This window comes from Streptomyces sp. NPDC051041 (assembly GCF_044456065.1).
In the GTDB taxonomy this organism is placed as follows: domain Bacteria; phylum Actinomycetota; class Actinomycetes; order Streptomycetales; family Streptomycetaceae; genus Streptomyces; species Streptomyces glaucus.
In genome coordinates this window covers 13933-37717 of record NZ_JBITFM010000008.1, presented here as the reverse complement: position 1 = coordinate 37717, position 23785 = coordinate 13933, and the positions used below count along the sequence as shown (strand labels likewise).

Annotated in this window: 19 protein-coding genes; 7 read left to right on the top strand and 12 right to left on the bottom strand. The window is 74.6% G+C overall.

Annotated elements, in window-relative coordinates:
* Positions 1-279: 279 nt before the first annotated feature.
* From ACIBAI_RS15685 to ACIBAI_RS15665, 5 genes are all read right to left on the bottom strand, one after another.
* The gene (locus tag ACIBAI_RS15685) at positions 280-789 is read right to left on the bottom strand and encodes an O-acetyl-ADP-ribose deacetylase (RefSeq protein ID WP_399034488.1); all 510 of its coding nucleotides are present in this window, start codon (positions 787-789) and stop codon (positions 280-282) included.
* The gene (locus tag ACIBAI_RS15680) at positions 786-2195 is read right to left on the bottom strand and encodes a phytoene desaturase family protein (protein ID WP_399034487.1); all 1410 of its coding nucleotides are present in this window, start codon (positions 2193-2195) and stop codon (positions 786-788) included. Before ACIBAI_RS15680 ends, ACIBAI_RS15685 begins: the two co-directional genes overlap by 4 nt.
* 118 nt (positions 2196-2313) lie before the next feature.
* On the bottom strand, positions 2314-3159 hold the full coding sequence (locus tag ACIBAI_RS15675; RefSeq protein ID WP_399034485.1) for an inositol monophosphatase family protein: 846 nt from the start codon (positions 3157-3159) through the stop codon (positions 2314-2316).
* 98 nt (positions 3160-3257) lie between these two features.
* On the bottom strand, positions 3258-5093 hold the full coding sequence (locus ACIBAI_RS15670; RefSeq protein WP_399034483.1) for a gamma-glutamyltransferase family protein: 1836 nt from the start codon (positions 5091-5093) through the stop codon (positions 3258-3260).
* Positions 5094-5354: 261 nt separating this feature from the next.
* Positions 5355-5525, bottom strand: coding sequence for a hydrophobic protein (locus tag ACIBAI_RS15665; RefSeq protein WP_344605220.1), 171 nt, complete (start codon positions 5523-5525; stop codon positions 5355-5357).
* A gap of 139 nt (positions 5526-5664) precedes the next feature.
* On the opposite strand from ACIBAI_RS15665, the gene ACIBAI_RS15660 reads away from it, so the two are divergent.
* From ACIBAI_RS15660 to ACIBAI_RS15635, 6 genes are all read left to right on the top strand, one after another.
* Positions 5665-5838, top strand: coding sequence for a CsbD family protein (locus ACIBAI_RS15660; RefSeq protein ID WP_399034480.1), 174 nt, complete (start codon positions 5665-5667; stop codon positions 5836-5838).
* A gap of 283 nt (positions 5839-6121) precedes the next feature.
* A complete protein-coding gene (locus tag ACIBAI_RS15655; RefSeq protein WP_399034478.1) occupies positions 6122-6685 on the top strand; it encodes a Dps family protein in 564 nt (187 codons plus the stop codon).
* Positions 6686-6945: 260 nt separating this feature from the next.
* Positions 6946-9393 carry a SpoIIE family protein phosphatase gene (locus ACIBAI_RS15650; RefSeq protein ID WP_399034476.1) on the top strand — a complete coding sequence of 816 codons (2448 nt, stop codon included), beginning with the start codon at positions 6946-6948 and terminating at the stop codon, positions 9391-9393.
* Between the two features lie 82 nt (positions 9394-9475).
* Positions 9476-9898 carry an STAS domain-containing protein gene (locus ACIBAI_RS15645; RefSeq protein ID WP_399034474.1) on the top strand — a complete coding sequence of 141 codons (423 nt, stop codon included), beginning with the start codon at positions 9476-9478 and terminating at the stop codon, positions 9896-9898.
* A gap of 154 nt (positions 9899-10052) precedes the next feature.
* Positions 10053-11117 carry a biotin/lipoate A/B protein ligase family protein gene (locus ACIBAI_RS15640; protein WP_399034473.1) on the top strand — a complete coding sequence of 355 codons (1065 nt, stop codon included), beginning with the start codon at positions 10053-10055 and terminating at the stop codon, positions 11115-11117.
* 288 nt (positions 11118-11405) lie between these two features.
* Complete coding sequence (locus ACIBAI_RS15635) at positions 11406-12071, top strand: hypothetical protein (protein ID WP_399034471.1); 666 nt, start codon at positions 11406-11408, stop codon at positions 12069-12071.
* Positions 12072-12142: 71 nt separating this feature from the next.
* Here the strand turns inward: ACIBAI_RS15635 and ACIBAI_RS15630 are convergent, their stop codons facing one another.
* The 5 genes from ACIBAI_RS15630 to ACIBAI_RS15610 all read right to left on the bottom strand — a co-directional run bounded on the left by ACIBAI_RS15630 (position 12143) and on the right by ACIBAI_RS15610 (position 18451).
* Complete coding sequence (locus ACIBAI_RS15630; protein ID WP_399034469.1) at positions 12143-13165, bottom strand: TIGR03842 family LLM class F420-dependent oxidoreductase; 1023 nt, start codon at positions 13163-13165, stop codon at positions 12143-12145.
* An 11-nt stretch (positions 13166-13176) separates the two neighbouring features.
* The gene (hydA, locus tag ACIBAI_RS15625; protein ID WP_399034467.1) at positions 13177-14589 is read right to left on the bottom strand and encodes a dihydropyrimidinase; all 1413 of its coding nucleotides are present in this window, start codon (positions 14587-14589) and stop codon (positions 13177-13179) included.
* Between the two features lie 151 nt (positions 14590-14740).
* Positions 14741-16027 (bottom strand): aspartate aminotransferase family protein, encoded by a 1287-nt coding sequence (locus ACIBAI_RS15620; RefSeq protein WP_399034466.1) that lies wholly within the window; start codon positions 16025-16027, stop codon positions 14741-14743.
* On the bottom strand, positions 16024-16866 hold the full coding sequence (locus ACIBAI_RS15615) for a nitrilase-related carbon-nitrogen hydrolase (RefSeq protein ID WP_399034465.1): 843 nt from the start codon (positions 16864-16866) through the stop codon (positions 16024-16026). Before ACIBAI_RS15615 ends, ACIBAI_RS15620 begins: the two co-directional genes overlap by 4 nt.
* Before the next feature lie 127 nt (positions 16867-16993).
* Positions 16994-18451 (bottom strand): hypothetical protein, encoded by a 1458-nt coding sequence (locus tag ACIBAI_RS15610; RefSeq protein ID WP_399034463.1) that lies wholly within the window; start codon positions 18449-18451, stop codon positions 16994-16996.
* A 315-nt stretch (positions 18452-18766) separates the two neighbouring features.
* Here ACIBAI_RS15610 and ACIBAI_RS15605 point away from each other — a divergent pair, with 315 nt between their 5' ends.
* Positions 18767-21298 (top strand): ATP-dependent Clp protease ATP-binding subunit, encoded by a 2532-nt coding sequence (locus ACIBAI_RS15605; RefSeq protein WP_399034461.1) that lies wholly within the window; start codon positions 18767-18769, stop codon positions 21296-21298.
* Between the two features lie 64 nt (positions 21299-21362).
* Here ACIBAI_RS15605 and ggt read toward each other — a convergent pair whose 3' ends face one another.
* Positions 21363-23162 (bottom strand): gamma-glutamyltransferase, encoded by a 1800-nt coding sequence (gene ggt, locus ACIBAI_RS15600; RefSeq protein ID WP_399034459.1) that lies wholly within the window; start codon positions 23160-23162, stop codon positions 21363-21365.
* A 203-nt stretch (positions 23163-23365) separates the two neighbouring features.
* Positions 23366-23773, bottom strand: coding sequence for a DUF6278 family protein (locus tag ACIBAI_RS15595; RefSeq protein WP_399034457.1), 408 nt, complete (start codon positions 23771-23773; stop codon positions 23366-23368).
* Positions 23774-23785 lie beyond the last annotated feature (12 nt).

Below are 23785 nucleotides of genomic sequence, written 5' to 3'. Positions count from 1 at the left end.
CGGACTCCGGGGATGCCGGGAGCGCCGGCCGAGGTGCGGACGGGGCCCGCCCGGGCGGCTCCGCGCACTGCGGGAGAATGGAAGTTGACGATGGGTCGGTTCACGACTGCTGGTGACGGGGCGGCTGCTGAGCCAGGGTCACCCTAGGACTCGAACACAAACGAAGCAATCATCCCGTCGGACTTTGTGTGGTCCTGAGGGATGCGGGCCGCCCGCTCCCGGGCGGCCGTCCAGTCCCGGACGGCCGCCCTGCCGCTCGGGCCGTCGGCCGCCGCGCGGTCAGCGCATCCGGGCCGCGAACGCCTCGTACGCCCGCTCGTCGAAGAGGACGAACCGGATCTCCTCGACCGCCGTGTCCGCGCCCCGGACCGTCTCCACCGCGATGCGGGCGCCGTCGTCCATCGGCCAGCCGTAGATCCCGGTGGAGATCGCCGGGAAGGCCACGGTCCGCGCGCCCAGTTCGTCCGCCACCCGCAGGGATTCGCGGTAGCAGGAGGCCAGCAGGCCGGAGCGGTCCTCGTCCGCCGACCAGACCGGGCCGACCGTGTGGATCACCCAGCGGGCGTCCAGCTCGCCCGCGGTGGTGGCGACCGCCCGGCCGGTGGGCAGCCCCTTGCCGTACCGGGAGGCGCGCAGCGCCCGGCACTCCGCGAGGATCGCGGGGCCGCCGCGCCGGTGGATCGCGCCGTCGACGCCTCCGCCGCCGAGCAGCGAGGAGTTGGCCGCGTTGACGATCGCGTCGACGGACTGCCGGGTGATGTCGCCCCGGACCAGCGTGAGCGTGGTCATGTCTGCCTCAGCCGTCGCCAGACGGCCTTCGCCGCGTTGTGCCCCGACATGCCGTGCACGCCGGGGCCCGGCGGGGTGGCGGAGGAGCAGAGGAAGACCGCCGGGTGGGGGGTGCCGTAGGGGAACAGGGACGGCTTGGGGCGCAGCAGGACCTGCAGGCCGCGGACCGCGCCGGTGGCGATGTCGCCGCCGACGTAGTTGGCGTTGCGGGCGGCGAGTTCGGGCGGGCCGGCGGTGGCGCGGGCCAGGACGCGGTCGCGGAAGCCGGGGGCGAAGCGCTCCAGCTGGCGTTCGACGGCGTCGGTGAGGTCGCCGGTCCAGCCGTGCGGGACGTGGCCGTAGGCCCAGAAGACGTGGCGGCCGGCCGGGGCGCGGGTGGGGTCGACGACGCTCGGCTGCACGGTGATCAGGAACGGCCGGTCGGGTGCGCGGCCCTCGTGGGAGGCGGCGCGCAGGGCGGCGCCGATCTCGGTGTGGTCGGCGCCGATCTGTACGGTGCCGGCGCGGCGGGCCTCCTCGGCGGTCCACGGGACGGGGCCGTCCAGGGCGTAGTCGATCTTGAAGACGCCGGGGCCGTACCGGTAGCGGTCGTAGGCGCGGCCGAATCCGGCGATGCGGGCGAGCGCGGTGGGCGAGGTGTCGAAGACGTAGGCGCGGGCGGGCGGCAGGTCGTCGAGGCGTTTGACCTCGTAGCCGGTGTGCAGGGTGCCGCCGAGGTCCGTGAGGTAGGCGGCGAGGGCGTCGGAGAGGGACTGGGAGCCGCCGCGGGCGACGGGCCAGCCGCGGGCGTGCGCGGCGAGGGCGAAGACCAGGCCGACGGCGCCGGTGGCGAAGCCGCCGAGCGGGGCCATGACGTGCGCGACGAGGCCGGCGAGGAGGGTCTTGGCCTTCTCGTCGCGGAAGCGGCGCATCAGCCAGGTCGACGGGGGCAGGCCGGCCAGGCCGAAACGGGCCAGGGCGACCGGGTCGCGGGGCAGCGCGGTGAGCGGCAGGGACATGAAGTCGCGGACGAGGGTGTCCCAGCCGGGGAGGAAGGGTTCGACCAGCCGGCGGTACGTGCCCGCGTCGCGGGGCCCGAAGGAGGCGGCCGTCTCGCCGACCGAGCGGGACAGCACCGCGGCGGAGCCGTCCGGGAAGGGGTGGGCCATGGGCAGCTCGGGGTGCAGCCACGTCAGGCCGTAGCGGTCGAGCGGCATGGCGCGGAACGCGGGCGAGCTGACGCCGAGGGGGTGCGCCGCGGAGCAGGGGTCGTGCCGGAAGCCGGGGAGGGTGAGCTCCTCGGTGCGCGCTCCCCCGCCGACGGTGTCCCTCGCCTCGAAGACGGCGACGGAGAATCCGCGCCGGGCCAGCTCCACGGCAGCCGTCAGGCCGTTCGGCCCCGCTCCCACCACGACCGCATCGAGCATCGACGGCACCTTCGGACCCCTTCGTCAGCCGACGGCCACTGGGGGTCAGGATATGCCGGGGGACCGGCGCCCACCGGTCGCGGGTGTCCGGGAGGAAGGGCCGGGACCGGCCCGGACGTCAGGCCCCGTCCGACAGCAGGTCCGCCACCCGGCGCGCGGTGGCCGCGTCGCGGGCCGCGGTGAACGGCAGGGTGTTGCCGCCGGTGATGCGGAAGGGCTCGCCCGAGCGGGTCAGGTGGGCGCCGCCCGCCTCCTCGACCAGCAGCAGGCCCGCGGCGTGGTCCCAGGCGGCCTCCCAGGAGAAGGCGACGGCGTCCAGCCGGCCGCGGGCGATGGCGAGGTACTCCAGTCCGGCCGAGCCGCAGGCGCGCGGGGACACTCCCGGCGTCCGCAGGCCGAGCAGGGCGTGCTTCTGCTCGTCCGTGGTGAAGTCGGGGTGGGAGGTGGCCACTTCCAGGTCCCGGCCGGGGTCGGGCGCGCCGCTGGTCAGGCGCTCGCCGTCCAGGAAGGCGCCGCGGCCCCGCACGGCGGTGGCCAGTTGGCCGCGGGCGGGGGCGTAGGTCCACGAGGCGTGCAGGACGCCGCCCCGGGCGAGTGCGACCAGGGTGCAGAAGCCGTCCTCGCCGTGCACGAACTGCCGGGTCCCGTCGACGGGATCGACGATCCAGACCGGCGCGTCGCCGCGGATCGCCTCGTACGTCAGCGGGTTGGCGTGCACCGCCTCCTCGCCGACCACGACGGAGCCGGGCAGGAGGGCGGCGAGCGCCTCGGTGAGATACAGCTCGGCCTTGCGGTCGGCGTCCGTCACCAGGTCGTGCGGCCCGGTCTTCCGGTCGACCTCGTGCGCGGCGAGCTGCCGCCAGCGCGGCATGATCTCGGTCGCGGCGGCCTCGCGGATCGCCTCCTCCACGGCGGAGGCGATCCGGTCGGGAAACTCTTCGACGGTTCCGTTGCTTTCGATCACTCCCCCATCACACCACGCGCCGCCGACGGTCCCCTCCCGCCCGGTGCACTCCGGGTGGAACCGGTGTGAATTCCCGGGGCGCGCGGTCCGCGGCCGGGTCAGCGGCCGACCGCGTAGCCCTGCATGCCCCGCGGGTTGGCCGCCGCCGACAGGATCCCCGTCTCCGGGTCCCGGGCGACCGCGCACAGGCGCCCCTCCGACCAGGGGCCGCCGACGGTCACGTCGTGGCCGCGGCGCCGCAGCTCCGCGACGACGGCCGGGTCGGTGCGGGACTCGACGGTGACGCTGCCGGGGCGCGTGCCGCGCGGGTAGAAGGAGCCCGGGAAGCTGTCGTTGTGCCAGCCGGGGGCGTCGATCGCGCCCTGCAGGTCGAGGCCGCCGCGCACCGGCGGGCGCAGCGCGAGGGCCAGGAGGAAGTGCAGCTGCCACTGGTCCTGCTGGTCGCCGCCGGGCGTGCCGAACGCCAGCACGGGCACGCCGTCGCGCAGGGCGATCGAGGGCGTGAGGGTGGTGCGGGGGCGGCGGCCCGGGGTGAGGGAGTTCGGCAGGCCCTCCTCCAGCCAGGTCATCTGCAGCCGGGTGCCGAGCGGGAAGCCCAGTTCGGGTACGACGGGGTTGGACTGCAGCCAGCCGCCGCTGGGGGTGGCGGCGACCATGTTGCCCCAGCGGTCGACGACGTCGAGGTGGCAGGTGTCGCCGCGGGTGCCGCCGTCGGCGGCGGTGTGCAGGACGCCCGGCTCGCCCGGCACGGGGGACGCCGGGCGCTTCGCGACCGTCGGCTCGCCGATGCCCGGCGCGTCGGAGGCGGCCCGGCCGGGAACCTCCCCGCGCGCGTGCCCGCTCAGGCGGGGGGCGCGTCCGCCGGGGCTGCCGGGCCGCAGCTCGAAGGAGGCCCGCTCGCCCACCAGCCGGCGCCGTTCGGCGTTGTAGCCGGCCGACAGCAGGTCGCCGAGCGGCACCTCGGCCGCGTCCCCGTACCAGGCCTCCCGGTCGGCCATGGCGAGCTTGCAGCCCTCGATCAGCAGGTGGACGTAGTCGGCGGAGCCGTAGGGGGGCAGTTCGGGCGGGAGCAGCGCGAGCTGCTGGAGCAGCACCGGGCCCTGGCTCCAGTGCCCGGCCTTGCACACGGTCCAGCCGTTCCAGTCGTACGTCACGGGCGTCTCGTACGTCGCCGACCAGGCGGCGAGGTCGGCGGCGGTGAGGGTGCCGGCGTGCCGCTCGCCGCTGGTGTCCAGGGTGGGCCGCCGGGCCTGCCGCACCAGGGCCTCGGCGATGAAGCCGGTGCGCCACACCTCGCGGGCCGCCTCGATCTGCGCCTGCCGGTCCCCGGCGCCGGCGGTCTCGGCGAGCAGCCGCCGCCAGGTGGCGGCGAGGGCGGGGTTGCGGAAGAGCCGGCCGGGGCGGGGCGGCCGGCCGCCCGGCAGGTACACCTCGGCCGAGGAGGTCCACTCCGTCTCGAACAGCTTCCGCACGGTCTCGACGGTCTCGCCGACGCGCTCCACGGGCGCGTGCCCGTGTTCGGCGTATCCGATGGCGTACCTCAGGACGTCGGCGAGGGACTTGGTGCCGTGGTCGCGCAGCAGGAGCATCCAGGCGTCGAACGCGCCGGGCACCGCGGCGGCGAGCGGGCCGGTGCCGGGCACCAGGTCGAGCCCCAGTCCCCGGTAGTGGGCGATCGTCGCGCCCGCGGGGGCCACGCCCTGCCCGCACAGCACCCGCACCTCGCCGCCCGCCGGGGCGAGCAGGATCGGCACCTCGCCGGCGGGCCCGTTCAGGTGCGGTTCGACCACGTGCAGCACGAACGCGCCCGCCACGGCCGCGTCGTACGCGTTGCCGCCGCTCTCCAGGACGGCCATCGCGGACTGGGAGGCCAGCCAGTGGGTGGAGGACACCATGCCGAAGGTGCCCTGGAGGGTGGGGCGGGTGGTGAACATACGGCCTCTCACCTCGCTGTTCCCGCGCACCGGTCGGACCGGTGGGCGCTCAGGACGGGGTCCGGGGAGGTCGGGCCGGTGCCCTCCCCCGGTCGCTCCCCGGCAGGCTACCGACCGCCTCGCGCCCCCTGCGCCCCGCCCCGGGCGCGAAGGGGGCGCGGGGACCGGGGGCGACGGCCGGTGGGGAACGCCCCGGACGCGCGCGGGGCCCGGCCGTCATGTCGGCCGGGCCCCGCGGCGAGGGCGCGCGTACGGGTCAGATCACCATCGGTACCAGCGGCCCCGGCCGCCGCCGGCGGTGGTGGAGCGCATGACGAAACCGAGGAGCCACACCACCAGGACGGCGACGGCGACCCACCAGAGGACCTCGACGGCGAAGCCGGCGCCGAAAAGGATCAGTGCGAGAAGCAGAACAAGCAGCAGGGGAACCATTTTTATCGACCTCCTGCACGCTCGTCTGCCCTGTGATTCCGTCGCCATTCTCCGCCGCCGCTTTGTTTGTGGAGGGAACGCCGGGGCACAAGCGGGTCACCGTGACAGCGGCACACGACCCGCCAGGAGGTGCTCTTCCATGACTGCCGGTGAGAAGGCCAAGGCAAAGGGCGAACAGATCGAGGGCAAGACCAAGGAGGCCGTGGGAAACGCCACCGGAAACGACCGCATGGCCGCCGAGGGGCGGGTGGAAAAGAGCACGGGTGATGCCCGTGCGGCCAAGGAAAAGGCGAAGGATGTGTTCAAGCGCTGACCTCGCCTTCTCCACCGAGAATTCGAAAAGGGCTTGTTCCGCGTGAGGGCGGGCGGGCCCTTTTCGGCGAAATCACCGGGGCGGGCGGGAGCGTCCGCGTCACGGACGATGCGGACGGCCGCACGCCCCGGGGACCGCGCGGCGGCGGACAGCGGGACCGGACCGGGTGAAACCCCGGAGACCCCGGACCGAACGGCTCCGCCTCGCCCAGGTCTGAGCCGGGCGAAGCGGGGCAACCGTGCCGGAGCGGCTACGCATTCCCTGTCGAAAACCGAGGTGAACCATGACGCAGGACCTGACCCCGAAGTACACGGTGCCCGGCATCGAGCGCGAGGCGGCCGGCCGGCTGATCGGCCTGCTCCGGATGCGCCTGCACGCGCTCAACGATCTGCACCTGACCCTCAAGCACGTGCACTGGAACGTGGTCGGCCCGCACTTCGTCGCCATCCACGAGATGATCGACCCGCAGGTGGACCGGGTCCGGGACATGGCCGACGACGTGGCGGAGCGCATCGCCGCGCTCGGCGGCGTCGCGCAGGGAACGCCGGGAGCGCTCGTCGCCGAGCGCACCTGGGACGACTACTCCATCGGCCGGGCCGACGCGATCGCCCACCTCGGGGCGCTCGACCTCGTCTACACGGGAGTCATCGAGAGCCTCCGTGCCGCGATCAAGGAGGCGGGCGACCTCGACACCGCCACCGAGGACCTGCTCATCGGACAGCTGCGCGACCTGGAGCAGTTCCAGTGGTTCGTGCGGGCCCACCTGGAGAGCGCGGGCGGCACGCTCGCCACGGAGCAGGCCCGGACGGAGGAGGAGGCCGCGGGCAAGGGAGCCGAGCTGGGCTGAGCGGCCCCGTGCCGACGGCCGCGGAGAGGGCTCCGGCCGGCGCTCGGGCGACGGCCCGCCGCTCCGGCCCGCCGCCGGTCCCGCGACGCGGAGTGCCGGGTCGATGACGCGGCGTGCGCCGGTGCCGTGTCCGGCTCTGTCCAAAGCCGCCGGCCGTCGGAACGGCGGCTCCGGACGGACCGGCTCGAAATCGGCCAGGGTCTAACCTGTGAGGTTCATGGCCGTACCGTTGTCCATGATTCTCCGTTTCGGTTGTCGAGGTGCGAGCAGTGCAGGACGTCCGGTTCGACCTGTCGGCTTTTGGTCTCAGCGAGACGGCCCGATGCGGCGCCCTGCTGCGGAAGGCCGTCAGCGGCGCGCCGTCACCGGACGCGGCGGCCCAACGAGTCGCCGACTTCTTCTACGACAGCCTGGCCGACGGGCGGGACGAACGCGCCTGCCCCGCGGTGGGCGTCTTCCTCGCCGGGCCGTGGGACACCGCCCCCGGGGCGCCGGCGGTCGCGGGGCCTCCCGCCGGGACCGCGCGGCGTCCGGCGCTGGCGGGATTCCGCGGCCCCGACCGCCACCGGCCCGGCGCAAAGGGCCCCGATCCGCTGAGGGTGCCCGTGCCGTCGCCGGGGGCCGCCCGCGAGGCGCCGTTGGTGCACCGGCTGTTCGAACGCCTGGGGGTCGCGACCGGGGACGCGGCCGACGCCGCGTCCCCCGGGGGCGGCGTCGGGGTCGTGCACGTGTCCTCCAGCCAGGAGGACGGGCTGGAGGAACTCCTTCCGGGGCAGGGCGTCCGTTCCGTGCTGGCCTTCGGGGGAGTCCTGTCACCGGGTGAGTGGTTCGCGGTGGTGCTGTTCTCCCGCGTTCCGCTGCCCGCCGAGGTCGTCCCGCTCTTCCGCACCGTCACCGGCAGCACGCGCTTGGCGCTGCTGTCCGCCGGCCGGCCGTCGCCCGCCGCGCAGGCCGACGCGGTTCGCGCCCTGCTGGAGGACATGGAGAGCCTGGTGGGGCAGCGGGCCGCGCGCCTGCAGTCGGCGGTGGCCGAGCTGCGCTCCGCCACGACGGAGCTGCGCCGCTCCCAGCAGGAGCTGGAGCAGCGGGAGCGGGAACTGCGCGAGGAGGCGGCGATCGTCGAGCTGCTGCAGGAGGCCGGCAGCGCCCTGGCGGCGGAACTCGACCTCGACGCGCTGGTCCAGCACGCGGTCGACGCCGCCACCCGCCTGTCCGGGGCCGCGTTCGGCGCCTTCTTCTACAACGTCCTGGGGGAGACCGGGGAGTCGTACCTGCTCTACGTGATCTCCGGTGTGGACCGGTCGGCCTTCGACAAGTTCCCCATGCCGCGCAACACCCGCGTCTTCGAGCAGACCTTCCGGGGACTCGGGGTGGTGCGGTCCGACGACATCACCGAGGATCCGCGGTACGGCCACAACGCGCCCCACCACGGCATGCCGGAAGGCCACCTGCCGGTGCGGAGCTACCTGGCCGTTCCGGTGATGTCCCGGGGGACGGTGCTCGGCGGGTTCTTCTTCGGCCATCCCGAGCGGGGGGTCTTCACCGAGCGGCACGAACGCCTGGTGACCGGAGTCGCCGCGCAGACCGCCGTGGCCCTGCAGAACGCGCAGACGTACCGCCAGGAGCGGGAAGCGGCCATGGAGCTGCAGCGCCACCTCCTGCCGGTCCTCCCGCGCGTCGACGGGATCGCCAGCGCGTCGCGGTACCTGCCCGCGGCACGGGACCGCGGCGCGGGCGGTGACTGGGTGGACCTCATACCGCTCCCGGACGGGCAGGTCGCGCTGGTCGTCGGCGACGTGATGGGCAAGGGGGTCAGGGCGGCCGCGGTCATGGGCCAGATCCGCACGGCCTGCCGGGCCTACGCACAGCTCGGTCTCGCCCCCGCCGACGTGCTGGAGCAGCTGAGCGTCCTGGTGGACGGCATCGCTCCCGGCTCCATCGCCACCTGCGTCTACGCGGTGCTCGACACCCGCCGGGACCGGTTGCGCGCCACCGTCGCCGGGCACCTGCCGCCGGCCCTGCGCTCCCCGGGGGGCGAGGTGCGGTTCCTGGACGAGAAGGTCGGACCGCCGCTGGGGGTGGGCAGGTGCCGCTACGCGGAGCAGGAGGTCCCCCTGCCGCCCGGATCGCGGCTGCTGCTGTACACCGACGGTCTGGTCGAGCGCCGCGACCGCTCCATCGACGACGGGCTGCGCCGGCTGCGGGAGCTGCTGGCGGGGCCCGTGGGAGAGATCGAGGCGGACTGCGACTCCTGGCTGGAGGCCCTGGCCGGCGGGCAGCACGACGACGACATCGCCCTGCTGTACCTGCACCGGCCCGAGGACGCCTCGCAGCAGGTGGTGACGGTCGCCCGGGACTACCCCCCGGTCTCCGGCGCGGTCCCCGACGCCCGCGACATGGTGGCCCGGACCATGCGCGAGTGGGGTCTGCGCCATCTGGCGAACGACATGATGCTGATCGCGGACGAGATGGTCGCCAACGCCGTCCGCCACGCCAGGACACCGCTGCGCGTCGAGCTGCGGCGGACCGGTGAGCGCGTCGTCCTGGAGGTCACGGACAGCAGTCCCGAGGAGCCCCGTCTGATCGTCTCCCCTCCCGGGGAGTTCGGGCACCGGGGCATATTCCTCGTCGACGCCATCGCGACACGGTGGGGCACCCGCCGGATCGAGGGAGGGAAAGTGGTGTGGGCGGAGGTCAAGACCTCGTGACGACGTATCCCGGTCGGCTCCTCGACCGGAACCAGGACAGCCGGCCGCCCCGTTCGTCCCGCACACAGGAGAGTCGCCCCCGATGACCACCTCCCCCGGCCCCGAGGCGCACGAGCCCGCCGACGGCTCGCCGTCCGTGGACCCCAACGGCCTGCTCCCCGCCGGCCCGACGCTGACCCTGGCCTCGCGCCGCGGCCCGCGGCACGCGGTCATCGCCGTGGGCGGCCCCATCGACTACCACACCGCCCCCCAGTTGCTGGGGCACCTCACCACCGCGGAGATGCAGGAGGTCCCGCTGCTGGTGCTGGACCTGACCCATGTGGACTTCTGCGACTCCAGCGCTCTGGGGGTGTTCGTCGACATCCACCGCCGCCGTTCGGACGCCGGGCACCGGTTCGCGCTGACCGGTGTCCAGCCGGAGGTCAGACGCATCCTCGAACTCACCCGCCTCACGTCCGTCCTGCCGCTGCACGAGACGGCCAAGGACGCGCTCTCCGGGAACTGACCGCCCCGCCCCGGCCGGTCCCGCCGGGGAACGGCGGCGGCCCGGACGGCCGCCCCGGGACGCGCGTCCGCCGGAAGCCGGGCCGGCCGGGAATCTCCCGCCTCCGGCCCGGCGTTGCCCCTGCGGACAGGAACGAGGAAAGGGAGACGGTCGGGTGCACGGCGAGTACAAGGTTCCCGGCGGCAAGCTCGTCGTCGTGGACGTGGAGGCCGAGGACGGCGTGCTGCGGCACGTGCGCGTGGCGGGCGACTTCTTCCTGGAGCCGGACGAGGCGCTCGACGCGGTGAACCGCGCGCTGGAGGGCGCCCCGGCGGACACGGACGCGGCGGGCCTGGCCGCCCGGATCGACGCGGCGCTGCCCGCGGGGACCGTGATGTACGGGCTGACCTCGGAGGGCGTCGGCATCGCGGTGCGCCGCGCGCTCGCGCACGCCACCGACTGGACCGACTACGACTGGCAGCTGATCCACGAGGGGCCGCAGCCCCCGGCCCTGCACATGGCGCTGGACGAGGTCCTGACGGCCGAGGTCGCCGCGGGGCGGCGCCCGCCCACGCTGCGCGTGTGGGAGTGGGGCGCCCCCGCGGTGATCATCGGCAGCTTCCAGTCGCTGCGCAACGAGGTCGACCCGGACGCCGCCGCCCGGCACGGCATCGAGGTGGTGCGGCGGATCTCCGGCGGCGGCGCGATGTTCGTGGAGCCGGGCAACACGATCACCTACTCGCTGTCCGTGCCGGAGGCGCTCGTGCAGGGGCTGTCCTTCCAGGACAGCTACGCCTACCTCGACGACTGGGTGCTCGGTGCGCTCGGCGACCTGGGGATCCGGGCCTGGTACCAGCCGCTGAACGACATCGCCACGGACCAGGGCAAGATCGCGGGCGCCGCCCAGAAGCGGATCGTGGGACCCGGCGGAGCACCCGGGGCCGTACTGCACCACGTGACCATGGCGTACGACATCGACGCCGACAAGATGCTCGACGTGCTGCGCATCGGCCGGGAGAAGCTGTCCGACAAGGGCACCGGGAGCGCGAAGAAGCGGGTGGATCCGCTGCGGCGGCAGACCGGCCTGCCGCGCGAGGCCGTCATCGAGCGGATGATCGACTCCTTCCGCGGCCGGTACGGGCTGACGGACAGCAAGGTGACGGACGAGGAGCTGGCCCGCGCGCAGGAGCTGGCCCGTACGAAGTTCACGTCCGCCGAGTGGACGGCCCGGGTGCCCTGACCCCGGGCCGGAGCCCCGCGGCGCCGGTGGCGGTGGCCCGCGGCGCCGGCCGGGCACGCGCCGGCGCCGGGCCGCCGGCGCCCGGCCGGTCCCGCCGGGCCCCCACCCCGCGCCGAACCACCCCGAACAGGTCCTGAAACACCCGAAAACGGCGCCTCGGCGGTGCGCCGACGTCACCGTCCGCCTACGGAGCGGGGTGGCGCTTCCGCCCCACAGGGAGTCATGTGACACTGGCGTCCCGTCCGCAGTGCGGACTCCCTCCGCACCGTCCCCCACGAGAAGTGCGCCGTGCGTTCCCTTCCTCTGCCCCTCGCCCTGACCGCACGCCTGTCCCCGGTGGTCGTGCTCGCCGCGGCGGGCTGGGCGCTGTCGTCCGGTCCGCCCGCCGCGGCGCCGGACGCCGGACGCCCGCAGGCCGAACCGTCCGGGGCCCCGTCCGTCTCCGCCCCCGCCACCGAGGCCGTGTCGCGGGACCACGCCTCCGCGCCCGCGCCGTGCACCAGCCTGTCCGAGAAGACGATCACGTCGCTCGTGCCGGGCGCCGAGACGGCGGGCAAGGAGATCCCGTCGACGAACGCGGAGAAGCGCCGCACCTGCTCGTGGAACGCCCTCAAGGGGTACGACTACCGCTGGCTCGACGTCTCCTTCGAGATCAAGGAGTCGGACGAGGCGGCGCGGCAGGCGTACCGGGAGCGCACCGAGGAGAGGAGCGGCGGAGGCACGGTCCCGGGTCTCGGCGACGCGGGCTACTCGGTCGTGGACCTCACCACCGAGGACAAGCAGCAGACGCGCGAGGGCGTGGTGATCGCCCGCGCGTCCAACGCGCTGGTGATCGTCACGTACAACGGCAGTGACTTCGAGACGAAGAAGGCACCCGGTACAGACGTGATCAACAAGGGCGCCATCAAGGCCGCCAAGGAGGCGGTGGCGGCGCTGGAGGAGGGGCGGGGCTGACCGCCCTGCCCCCGCGCACGGACCGGCCCCGTCCGTCGGGCGGCGGCCGGTCCGGAGGGCGGCGCGGGGTGTCAGGCGTCGACGGCCGGGATCACCCGCGCGCCGTAGGCGTCGATCACGGCTTCCTGCGCGTCGTGCATGTCGTAGACGGCGAACTGGTCGACGCCCAGGTCGCGCAGCGCGGTCAGCTTCTCCACGTGTTTCTCGGCCGGCCCGATGACGCAGAACCGGTCGACGATCTCGTCCGGCACGAACCGGGTGCCGGGGTTGCCGCTGCGCCCGTGGTGGGCGTAGTCGTATCCCTCGCGCGCCTTGATGTAGCCGGTGAGTTCGTCCGGTACGGCGCCGGAGTGCTCGCCGTACCGGGCGACCAGGTCGGCGACGTGGTTGCCGACCATCCCGCCGAACCAGCGGCACTGCTCGCGGGCGTGGGCGAGCGCCCCGGGCGAGTCGTCCTCGGTGACGTACGCCGGCGCGGCGACGCACACCGTGACCTCGGCCGGGTCGCGGCCGGCGGCGGCCGCCGCGTCCCTGACGGCCTTGACCATGTACTCGGCCAGGTAGAGGTCGGCGAGCTGGAGGATGAACCCGTCGGCCTCCTCGCCGGCCATCCGCAGGGCCCTGGGTCCGTACGCGGCCATCCAGACCGGGAGTTCGGCGCCCGGCCCGATCCAGGGGAACCGGACGACCGTGCCGCCGCCGAGGTCGGCCTCCCGGCCGCTGCCCAGCGCCCGGATCACCTTCATGGCCTCGCTGATGCGGGCGAGCGTGTCGGGCCTGCGGCCGGCCACGCGCATCGCGGAGTCGCCGCGGCCGATGCCGCAGACGGTGCGGTTGCCGAACATGTCGTTGAGGGTGGCGAAGGCGGAGGCGGTGACCTCCCAGGTGCGGGTGCCCGGGTTGGTGACCATCGGGCCGACCTTCAGCCTGGTGGTGTGCGCCAGGATCTGGCTGTAGATCACGAACGGCTCCTGCCACAGCACGGCGGAGTCGAAGGTCCAGCCGTGGGTGAAGCCGTTGCGCTCGGCCCGCTGCATCAGGCTGACGACGCGGGAGGCCGGCGGGTCGGTCTGCAGGACGAGTCCGAAGTCCATCCGGTGCCCTCCTAGCTGAGGTACTGGCAGGTGGAGCGCGGGACGTAGACGCCGTGGCCCTTGCGTCCGGTGTACTCCCGCTCGGTGACGACGGGTTCGCCGCGCGAGAACACGGTCTCCACGCGGCCGGTGACGCGCCGGCCCTCGTACGCCGAGTAGTCGACGTTCATGTGGTGCGTCCCGGCGGACAGGACCTGCTCGGCGTGCGGGTCGTAGATCACCACGTCGGCGTCGGCGCCCGGCGCGATCGTGCCCTTCTTCGGGTACAGGCCGAACATCCGCGCCGGGGTGGCGCAGGCGACCTCGATCCAGCGGCGGCGCGAGAGGTGCCCGTCGAGGACGGCCTGGTGGAGCAGGTCCATGCGGTTCTCCACGCCCGGCAGCCCGTTGGGGATCCTGGAGAAGTCGCCCCGGCCCAGCTCCTTCTGGCCGGCGAAGCAGAAGGGGCAGTGGTCCGTCGACACCACCTGGAGGTCGTCGGTGCGCAGGCCCCGCCACAGCCGGGCCTGGTGCTCGCGGGGCCGCAGCGGTGTGGAGCACACGTACTTCGCGCCCTCGAAGCCGGGTTCCGCCAGGTTGTCCGCGGACAGGAACAGGTACTGCGGGCAGGTCTCGCCGAAGACGTCCAGCCCCTCGTCGCGGGCCCGGGCCAGCTCGGCGACCGCCTCCGCCGCCGAGACGTGCACGACGTACAGGGGCGCGCCGGCCACCTGCGCGAGCCTGATGGCGCGGTGGGTGGCCTCGGCCTCCAGCAGCGCCTTGCGGACCTCCCCGTGGTACCGCGGGTCGGTCTCGCCCCGGGCGAGGGCCTGCTCCACCAGCACGTCGATCGCGATGCCGTTCTCCGCGTGCATCATGATCAGCCCGCCGTTCCCGGCGCAGCGCTGCATGGCCCGCAGGATCTGGCCGTCGTCGCTGTAGAAGACGCCCGGATACGCCATGAACTGCTTGAACGAGGTGACGCCCTCCTCCACGAGGAGGTCCATCTCCTTCAGCGTCTCCTCGTTCACATCGGAGACGATCATGTGGAATCCGTAGTCGACCGCGCAGTTGCCCTCGGCCTTGGCGTGCCAGGCGTCCAGGCCCTCGCGCAGGGAGCGGCCGACGCTCTGCACCGCGAAGTCGACGATCGTGGTCGTGCCGCCCCAGGCGGCGGCCCGGGTGCCGGTCTCGAAGGTGTCGGAGGCGAAGGTGCCGCCGAACGGCAGCTCCATGTGGGTGTGGACGTCCACGCCGCCCGGGATGACGTACTTGCCGGTCGCGTCGACGACCCTCCCGCTCCGCCCGGCCGTGAAGGACTCGGCGGCCGGGGTGCCGGACGCGGCGAGGGCGGCGATGCGGCCGTCCTCGATCAGGACGTCGGCGTGGACCTCGTCGGACGCGGTGACGACGAGACCGCCGCGGATGACGGTACGGCTGCTCATGCTGCTGCTCCCTCTCCTGGCGTGATCGGGGCGGCCGGGGCGCGGCCGGCGGCGGGCACGCGCCCGCCGGACCGGGCCCGCCGGGCCGGCGGGTCCGGTCCGGCCGGGGCTTCGACGCCGCGGTCATGGCGTGCCCCGGCCCGGCGTACGGCTACGGGATGCTCCGCAGGGCGCGTTCGAGGATCGCGGCGCCCTCCTCGGCCTCCGCGACGGTGAGCGACAGCGGCGGGGCGATGCGCAGGGCGCTGGTGTCGTGCCCGCCGCCCTTGCCGATGAGCAGCCCGCCCTCGCGGGCCGCCTCCAGCACGGCGGCCACGGCCTGCGGGTCGGCCTCGTCGGTGCCGGGCTTCGTCAGCTCGATGCCGATCATCAGCCCGCGGCCGCGCACCTCCCGCACGTGCTCCACCCGCGCGGCGGCGGACCGCAGCCGCTCGATGAGCATCCCGCCGACCCGCCGGGCGTTGCCCTGGAGGTCGTGCTCCAGCAGGTAGGTGAGGTTGGCGAGGCCGGCCGCCATGGTGATCTGCGTGCCGCCGAAGGTGGAGATGCTGTGCGCGTCCAGGCAGTTCATGATCTCGGCGCGGGCGACGACCCCGCCGATGGACATGCCGTTGCCGATGCCCTTGGCGAAGGTCATGATGTCCGGCGGCCCGTTGCGTCCGTGCGCCTGCCAGCCCCAGAAGTGGTCGCCGGTGCGGCCCCAGCCGGTCTGCACCTCGTCGGCGATCCACAGGATGCCGCGCTGGTGCAGCACCTCGCGGAAGGCCGCGTACAGGCCGTCCGGGGGCGAGGTGAAGCCGCCGACGCCCTGCACCGGCTCGGCGATCAGCGCGGCCGGCGGGCGGGTGTGGCCGAGCAGGTCCTCCAGGTCGTCGACGCAGGCCGCGATGAACGCGTCGTCGTCCAGGGAGGCGTACGGGCCGCGGGTGCGCACCCCGCCGTGCACGTACAGCGTCTGCAGCGGGGACAGGGACGTCGGGGACCAGCCGCGGTTGCCGGTGACGCCGACCGCGCCGAACGAGCGGCCGTGGTAGCTGTTGCGCATCGCCAGGACAGTGTTGCTGCGCCGGTACGTCGTCGCCAGCAGCAGAGCGGTGTCGTTGGCCTCGGTGCCGGAGGTGGTGAAGAACACCCGGGCGTCGGGGATGCCGGACAACTGGGCGACGCGCTCGGCGAGGTCGACCATCGGCCGGTTGAGGTAGAGCGTCGAGGAATGGACGATCCGCCCGGCCTGCTCGCTCACCGCCTTCGTCACCTCGGGCAGGGCGTGCGCGGTCATCGTCGTCAGGATGCCGCCGAAGAAGTCCAGGTACCGCTTCCCGGCGGCGTCCCAGACGTGCCGGCCCTCGCCGTGCGTGATCTCGACGGGGTCCTCGTAGTACAGGGCGAGCCAGTCGGGCAGGACGCGGCGGTGGCGCCACAGCAGGTCCCTGGTCACGGCCGCACCAGCCCCTCGTAGGCGTCGGGGCGGCGGTCGCGGTAGAACGCCCACTGCCGGCGCACGTCCTCGACGAGGCCGAGGTCCAGGTCGCGGACCACGAGTTCCTCCTCGGTGTCGCTGGCGGCCTCGCCGACGAGCTGTCCGCGCGGATCGACGAAGTACGAGGTCCCGTAGAAGTCGTTGTCGCCGTACTCCTCCTGCCCCACGCGGTTGATCGCGGCGACGAAGTACTCGTTGGCGACGGCCGCCGCGGGCTGTTCCAGGCGCCACAGGTGGGAGGACAGGCCGCGGTGCGTGGCGGACGGGTTGTAGACCAGCTGGGCGCCGTTCAGGCCCAGTTGCCGCCAGCCCTCCGGGAAGTGGCGGTCGTAGCAGATGTAGACGCCGACCTTGCCGACGGCGGTGTCGAAGACGGGCCAGCCGAGGTTGCCCGGCTTGAAGTAGTACTTCTCCCAGAAGCCCTCGATCTGCGGGATGTGGTGCTTGCGGTACTTGCCGAGGTAGGCGCCGTCGGCGTCGATCACGGCCGCGGTGTTGTAGTAGAAGCCGGACTGCTCGACCTCGAACACCGGCACGACGATCACCATGCCGGTGTCGCGCGCGAGGTCCCGCATGCGGCGCACCGTCGGCCCGTCGGGCACCGGCTCGGCCCAGCGGTAGTGCTCCGGTTCCTGGACCTGGCAGAAGTAGGGGCTGTTGAAGACCTCCTGGAACCCGATGATCCTCGCGCCCTGCCGGGCCGCCTCGCGGGCGTGCTCCTCGTGTTTCGCCACCATGGACTCGGTGTCGCCGGTCCACGTGGCCTGGACCAGGGCGGCACGTACGACGTTGGCCATGAGCTGCTCCTTCGACGGGACGTCAGAGCCTCTACGCCCGTAGACACAGGTCGTAGAGGGACGAACGTAAGCCCCGGGGGCGGGCTTGCCAAGAGCATCGTCGGCAACCCGCGAAGTCGATCGTGTTTCACACCCCGGTGGGTGAGTCGTGGGACCGGTGGGGGGCGCCGGACCGGTCCCGGGCGGTGAGCCCGGCGGCCCGCAGGGCGTTCAGCAGGTCCCGGTGCCGCTCGGCGGAGACGCCCCGGGCCGCCCGGAGCAGCAGCGGCACGAGCGTGTGCGGATCGGGCTCCGCGCCGCGGGCGGCCTCCTCCGGGGTGCGGGCGCGGACGCAGGCGTCGAGCAGCGCGTGCGCCTCGCGGTGGCGGCCCTCGCCGACCAGCCCGAGCACGGCTCGCCCCAGGTCGCCGGCGGGCCGCGCCACGCCCTGCCGCAGGACCTGCCGCCCGTCCGCGCCGCGCCCCGCCGCGGCCAGCGCGTCGGCGACGGGGACGAGCCGGCCGGCGGGCAGCGAGGCGGCCTCCCACAGCAGGGTCGCCCAGTCGGCGCCCAGTCCGGCGGCCGGCAGTGCGGCGGCCAGCAGCGGGAAGCGGACGGCGGGCCAGTACGCGATCTCGGCGAGCAGGGCGTGCGCCTCGCCGCTGCGCCCCTCGGCGCGCAGCCGCGCCAGCGTCTCCACCGCCCCGGCGACCTCCTCGCGGTCCACCGCGCCGGCCGCCTCGGCCCGCGGCTCCGCCCGCACCGGTGCCCGCGGCGCCTGCGCGGCCCCGGCGAACCGGGCCCCGCGCGGCGCACGGCCGCCGGTGTCCTCCGGCACCGGCAGGTCCGGCGCCGCCGGGGGGACGACGACGGGAGCGGCCTCCGCCTCGGCCGTCCCGGCGAACCGCGCGCTGCCCCGCCGGCGCTTGCGCTGCCCGGGGGTGGCGCGGGCGGGGTCCGCGCGGACGGGGTCGGTGGGGGCCGCCCCGGTGGGGGCGGGGTGGCCGGGGGCCGGGCGCGTGGGGGCTGCGGGAGGGGCGGGGTCGGGGTCGCCTCCGGTGGGCTGCCGGGCGTCGTACCGGCCCGCCGGGGCGGCCGCGCGCCGGTCCAGCCCGGCCGTCCGGGCACGGAGTTCGGCGCACCGGGCAGCCGCCCTCGCGTGGTCGTCGCGGGCCCAGGCGAGGTCGAGGCGGAGCGCGTCGGCCGCCTCGCGGGTGGCGGCGGAGGCGAGCAGCCGCTCCAGCTCCAGCTCCCGTTCGGCGGCGTACCGCTGCTCGCGGAGCATCGCGTCGAGCCGGTCCCGGAGGGCGTCGCGGGCGCCGGGCCGGGCGTCGTGGGCGGCGAGCGCGGCGGCGTGCAGGGCGCGCGCCCGTTCCGCCTCGGTCCGGGCGGCCTCCGGCCCGTACCCGGCCGCGAGATCCTGCAGCAGCGCCTCCACCACGTCCCAGGGCGGCACCTCCCGCCCGTCGAGGCAGGCCCGCATTCCCTCCGGGTCGCGCCGCCGGAACACCCCGCACCAGCCGCCGTCCTGGTCCAGGCGGGCCAGCAGGCCCCGAAGGTAGTCGGCGAACTCCCGTACCCGATCCGGGAGTCGATCCACGGCCACCGTTCACCCCCATCCGACTGGAACACTCCGGTCCGTAGCGAACACCAGCCGTGTTACGGAGCCGCTACGCGGAGTTTTCAGTGCGGACGCGGGCGCCTCCCCGCACCCGGGGGCCGAGCGGTGACGGCCGGGCCGGGGCACGGGACCCCCGGGGGCGGGGCGCCCCCGTCCCCGCGGAGCGGCCCGCCGCCCGGGCGCCCCCGGAACGGCCCGCCCGCCGACATGCCTCCCCGGACAGAACGTGCCATCGTGGCATGAGCGAGCCCCGACGCGGTTACCCGGCCTCGGCACATCGTCAGCGAAGGAACGGACACCATGACGAGCGGCTTCATAGGCCCGGAGGGCGACCCCTTCGCAGAGTTCCTGGCCCGCTTCTTCGGCGGCCCGCGCCCCCGGCAGATCGACATCGGGCGCCTGCTCAGCCAGCCGGCGCGGGAACTGGTCCGCGGCGCCGCGCAGTACGCCGCCGAGCACGGCAGCCGGGACCTGGACACTCAGCACCTGCTGCGGGCCGCGGTGGCCACCGAGCCGACCCGGAGCCTGCTGAGCCGGGCCGGCGCGGACCCCGACTCGCTGGCCTCGGAGATCGACGAGCGGTCCGGCCCGGCGCAGCACAAACCCAACGACGCTCCCCCGCCGACCTCCCTGTCCCTGACCCCGGCGGCCAAGCGCGCCCTGCTGGACGCGCACGACCTGGCCCGGGCGCGCGGCTACGGCTACATCGGCCCGGAGCACGTGCTCAGCGCGCTGGCCGCCAACCCCGACTCGGCGGCCGGGCACATCCTGAACGCGGCCCGGTTCGCCCCCCAGAAGCTGCCCCCCGAGACGCCGGAGGCCGCGCAGCCCCGCGGCCCGGAGGCGCCGCGGCCCTCGGCCACCCCGACCCTGGACAAGTACGGGCGCGACCTCACCGAGCTGGCCCGGCAGGGCCGTATCGACCCGGTGATCGGGCGGGACGAGGAGATCGAGCAGACCGTCGAGGTGCTCTCCCGCCGCGGCAAGAACAACCCGGTGCTGATCGGCGACGCGGGCGTCGGCAAGACCGCCATCGTGGAGGGACTGGCGCAGCGCATCGCCGACGGGGACGTGCCCGACGTGCTCAGCGGGCGGCGGGTCGTCGCCCTGGACCTGACGGGCGTGGTCGCGGGCACCCGCTACCGGGGCGACTTCGAGGAGCGCCTGAACAACATCGTCACCGAGATCCGCGGCAACTCCGACCGTTTGATCATCTTCATCGACGAGCTGCACACCGTGGTCGGCGCCGGCGGGGGCGGCGAGTCCGGGGCGATGGACGCCGGCAACATCCTCAAGCCCGCCCTGGCCCGCGGCGAGCTGCACATCGTGGGCGCCACCACGCTGGAGGAGTTCCGCCGGATCGAGAAGGACGCGGCGCTGGCCCGCCGGTTCCAGCCGATCATGGTGCCGGAGCCGACCACGGCGGACGCGATCGAGATCCTGCGCGGGCTGCACGACCGCTACGAGGCCCACCACCAGGTCCGCTACACCGACGAGGCGCTGGTGGCCGCCGTCGAGCTGTCCGACCGCTACCTGCCCGACCGGCGGCTGCCGGACAAGGCGATCGACCTGATCGACCAGGCCGGCGCCCGGGTGCGGCTGCGGGCCCGGACCAAGGGCACGGACGTGCGGGCCATGGAGCGCGAGGTCGAGCAGCTGACCCTGGACAAGGACCGGGCGGTCGCGGACGAGAGTTACGAGCAGGCCACACAGCTGCGCGACCGCATCGTGGAGCTGAAGCGGCGCATCGCCGAGGCCGGCGGGGACGTCGAGGCCGACGAGGGGCAGAACCTCGTGGTCGGCACCGAGGCCGTCGCCGAGGTGGTGTCCCGGCTGACCGGCATCCCCGTCAGCAGCCTCACCCAGGAGGAGAAGGACCGGCTGCTCGGCCTGGAGGCGCATCTGCACCAGCGGGTGGTCGGCCAGGAGGAGGCGGTGCGGGTCGTCGCCGACGCGGTGCTGCGCTCCCGGGCCGGGCTCGCCAGCCCCGACCGGCCGATCGGCAGCTTCCTGTTCCTCGGCCCGACCGGGGTCGGCAAGACGGAGCTGGCGCGGGCGCTCGCCGAGGCCCTGTTCGGCAGCGAGGACCGCATGGTCCGGCTCGACATGAGCGAGTACCAGGAGCGGCACACCGTCAGCCGCCTGGTGGGCGCCCCGCCCGGCTACGTCGGGCACGAGGAGGCCGGGCAGCTCACCGAGGTGGTGCGCCGGCACCCGTACTCGCTGCTGCTGCTCGACGAGGTGGAGAAGGCGCACCCGGACGTCTTCAACATCCTCCTGCAGGTCCTCGACGACGGGCGGCTGACCGACTCCCAGGGCCGCACGGTGGACTTCACCAACACCGTGATCGTGATGACCAGCAACCTCGGCTCCGAGGTGATCACCCGCCGCGGCGCCGGCATCGGCTTCGGGGCGGGCGGCGCCGACGCGGACGAGGAGGCCCGGCGGGAGCAGGTGCTGCGGCCGCTGCGCGAGCACTTCCGGCCGGAGTTCCTCAACCGCATCGACGAGATCGTGGTCTTCCGCCAGCTCAGCGCCGAGCAGCTGCGGCAGATCACCGACCTGCTGCTGGAGCAGACCCGCCGGCTGCTGCACGCCCAGGGCGTCGCGGTCGACTTCACCGACGCGGCCGTGGACTGGCTCGCCCGGCGCGGCTACCAGCCGGAGTACGGCGCCCGCCCCCTGCGCCGCACCATCCAGCGCGAGGTCGACAACCAGCTCTCCCGGCTCCTCCTCGACGGCCGCGTCGGCCAGGACGGCCGGGTGACGGTCGACGTCCAGGACGGGCAGCTCGCGTTCCGCACCCAGGACCGGCCCGCGCCGGAGCTGTAGCCGGATCCGGGACGGCGACGGCGACCGGGGGCGGGCGCGCCCCGGTCGCCGCGTCCGCGCGCCGCTACCGCGCCGGCCGCACCACCATCGCCGAGCCGCCGCCCCGGCGCACCTTCTCCGCGGCGGCCAGCCACCTGCCGTCCGGCAGCCGCTGGACGCCCGTCGCGGCGCCGATCTCGGAGTTGAGGCGGAAGGAGTGGCCGAGGGCCTCCAGCTGTCCCCGCAGGGCGCTGTCGTACAGGCCGGGCTCCAGTTCCGTCCGGGCGGCGTTGCGCTGGCTGGCGCGCGGCGCGGCGATCGCGTCGACGAGCGGCAGCCCCCGGTCGAGGAAACCGGTCAGGGTCTGCAGCACGGTGGTGATGATGGTCGCGCCGCCGGGCGAGCCGACCGCCACCACCGGCTTGCCGTGCCGGTCGAGCACGATCGTCGGCGCGATCGAGGACCGGGGCCGCTTGCCCGGCCCGGGCAGGTTCGGGTCGTGCACGGCCGGGTTGGCCGGGGCGAAGGAGAAGTCGGTCAGCTCGTTGTTGAGCAGGAAGCCCCGGTCCGGCACGGTGATGCCGCTGCCGCCGGTCTGCTCGATGGTGAGGGTGTAGGCGACGACGTTGCCCCACTTGTCCGCGACCGTCAGGTGCGTGGTGTTCTCGCCCTCGTACGTCGTCGGCGCCGCCGTGCCGCCGCCCGCGCAGGCCGCGGGACGGCGCGGGTCACCGGGCGCCAGGGGGCTGGCGAGCACCGCGTCGTCCCGGATCAGGCAGGCCCGCGAGTCGGCGTACTTCTGCGACAGCAGTTCCTTCGTCGGCACGTCCTCGAAGGCGGGGTCGCCGACCCAGCGCCCGCGGTCCGCGAACGCGATCCGGCTGGCCTCGATGAACCGGTGCAGGTACTGCGCCCGGCTCGCCTTGGACAGGTCCGTCCGCTCCAGGATGTTGAGGGCCTCGCCGACCGTGGTGCCGCCGGAGGAGGAGGGCGCGACGGAGTACACGTCCAGGCCGCGGTACGACGTCCTGGTCGGCGCCTGGAACTTGACGCGGTAGGCCGCGAGGTCCTTCTCGGACAGCGCGCCGGGACGGGCGTTCCAGCCCGAGGCGGGGTCCACGGGCGGCTTGTTGACGGTGTCGACGATGTCGTCGCCGAGTTCGCCGCGGTAGAGGACGCCGACGCCCTTGCGGCCCAGCTCGGCGTAGGTGCGGGCGAGGTCGGGGTTCTTGAACGTGGAGCCGACGACGGGGAGTTCGCCGTTCGGCAGGAACAGCTCGGCGGTGTCCGGGAAGTACCGGAACCGGGTCTCGTTGGCGGCGGTCTGCGCGCGGAAGGTGTCGTCGACGGTGAAGCCGTCGCGGGCCAGGCGCTCGGCCGGCTTCAGCACCGAGGCGAGCTTGCGGCTGCCCCACTTGTCCAGCGCCGCCTGCCAGGTGGCGGGGGTGCCGGGGGCGCCGACGGCGAGGCCGCTGCTGACGGCGTCGGCGAAGGCGAGCGGCTCGCCGTTCTCGGTGAAGAGGTCCTCGTCGGCGGTGAGCGGCGCGGTCTCGCGGCCGTCGATGGTGTGCACCGTACGGGACCCGGCGTCGTAGTAGACGAAGTAGCCGCCGCCGCCGATGCCGGCGGAGTACGGCTCGGTGACGCCGAGCGCGGCGGCCGTGGCGACGGCGGCGTCGACGGCGTTGCCGCCCTTCCTCAGCACCTCGATGCCCGCGGCCGAGGCGTCCGGGTCGACGCTCGCGACCGCGCCTCCGTGACCCACGGCGACCGGGACCTTCCCGGCCGTCCGATCCTGCGCGGGGGGCGGTGCCGCCGCCCCCACCGACACGACGGCGGCCGAGACCGCCAGAACCGTCAGTTTCCGTCCGACCGGACGACGCATCCGCACCTCCAGGAAGAAGCCGTTCGCGCAGCCTAATTCATCGACATGGCCGCGTCAGGAACCTCCGGAACGCGTGTCCCCCCTCGGCCGCTGCCATGCCCGCCCGCGACCGGCGCCGCGCGCGACGTCGTCCCGGCCGTCCCGGCCGGGGGCGGCGCCCTCGCCGCGTGCCGCCACGCGGCACGGGGCCGCGGGCCGGGAGTTCACTCCTCCGCGACCTCCGCGTACAGCTGCGACAGCTCGGGCGCCCCGTGGGCGGCCCACTCCTGCCCGCAGGCCACGACGTCGAACTCCCGGCCGGAGGCCAGCCGGACGACGGGCTGGCCGTCCGGCCGGATCCACCAGGCGGCGCCGGGCACGGTCCGGACGATCACGGTGCCCAGGTACAGGCCGGCGTCGTTGCCCAGCCAGGGCAGGATCTCCTCGTCGTCCCGCCAGCGCGGCACCAGCTGGTCCAGCTCCTCCAGCGAGGCCGCGGAGTCGTCGAGCCGGACGCCCTCCCGGGACGCCTGGGAGCGGAGCAGATCGCACTCGGCGAGCAGATCGGCGATGCCCTCGGGGTCGGGGGCCGCGGCCTTCGCGCGCCGGTTGCCCAGGAAGGGGATGTTCATGCCGCCAGCCTG

Excerpts from the sequence above, each read along its gene's own strand:
- ACIBAI_RS15655 (WP_399034478.1), top strand. The coding sequence starts at position 6,122 with ATGACGCAGGACCTGACCCCGAAGTACACGGTGCCCGGCATCGAGCGC.
- ACIBAI_RS15670 (WP_399034483.1), bottom strand. The coding sequence starts at position 5,093 with ATGTTCACCACCCGCCCCACCCTCCAGGGCACCTTCGGCATGGTGTCC.
- ACIBAI_RS15665 (WP_344605220.1), bottom strand. The coding sequence starts at position 5,525 with ATGGTTCCCCTGCTGCTTGTTCTGCTTCTCGCACTGATCCTTTTCGGC.
- ACIBAI_RS15645 (WP_399034474.1), top strand. The coding sequence starts at position 9,476 with ATGACCACCTCCCCCGGCCCCGAGGCGCACGAGCCCGCCGACGGCTCG.
- ACIBAI_RS15630 (WP_399034469.1), bottom strand. The coding sequence starts at position 13,165 with ATGGACTTCGGACTCGTCCTGCAGACCGACCCGCCGGCCTCCCGCGTC.
- ggt (WP_399034459.1), bottom strand. The coding sequence starts at position 23,162 with ATGCGTCGTCCGGTCGGACGGAAACTGACGGTTCTGGCGGTCTCGGCC.
- hydA (WP_399034467.1), bottom strand. The coding sequence starts at position 14,589 with ATGAGCAGCCGTACCGTCATCCGCGGCGGTCTCGTCGTCACCGCGTCC.
- ACIBAI_RS15605 (WP_399034461.1), top strand. The coding sequence starts at position 18,767 with ATGACGAGCGGCTTCATAGGCCCGGAGGGCGACCCCTTCGCAGAGTTC.
- ACIBAI_RS15685 (WP_399034488.1), bottom strand. The coding sequence starts at position 789 with ATGACCACGCTCACGCTGGTCCGGGGCGACATCACCCGGCAGTCCGTC.
- ACIBAI_RS15680 (WP_399034487.1), bottom strand. The coding sequence starts at position 2,195 with ATGCTCGATGCGGTCGTGGTGGGAGCGGGGCCGAACGGCCTGACGGCT.
- ACIBAI_RS15615 (WP_399034465.1), bottom strand. The coding sequence starts at position 16,866 with ATGGCCAACGTCGTACGTGCCGCCCTGGTCCAGGCCACGTGGACCGGC.
- ACIBAI_RS15660 (WP_399034480.1), top strand. The coding sequence starts at position 5,665 with ATGACTGCCGGTGAGAAGGCCAAGGCAAAGGGCGAACAGATCGAGGGC.
- ACIBAI_RS15595 (WP_399034457.1), bottom strand. The coding sequence starts at position 23,773 with ATGAACATCCCCTTCCTGGGCAACCGGCGCGCGAAGGCCGCGGCCCCC.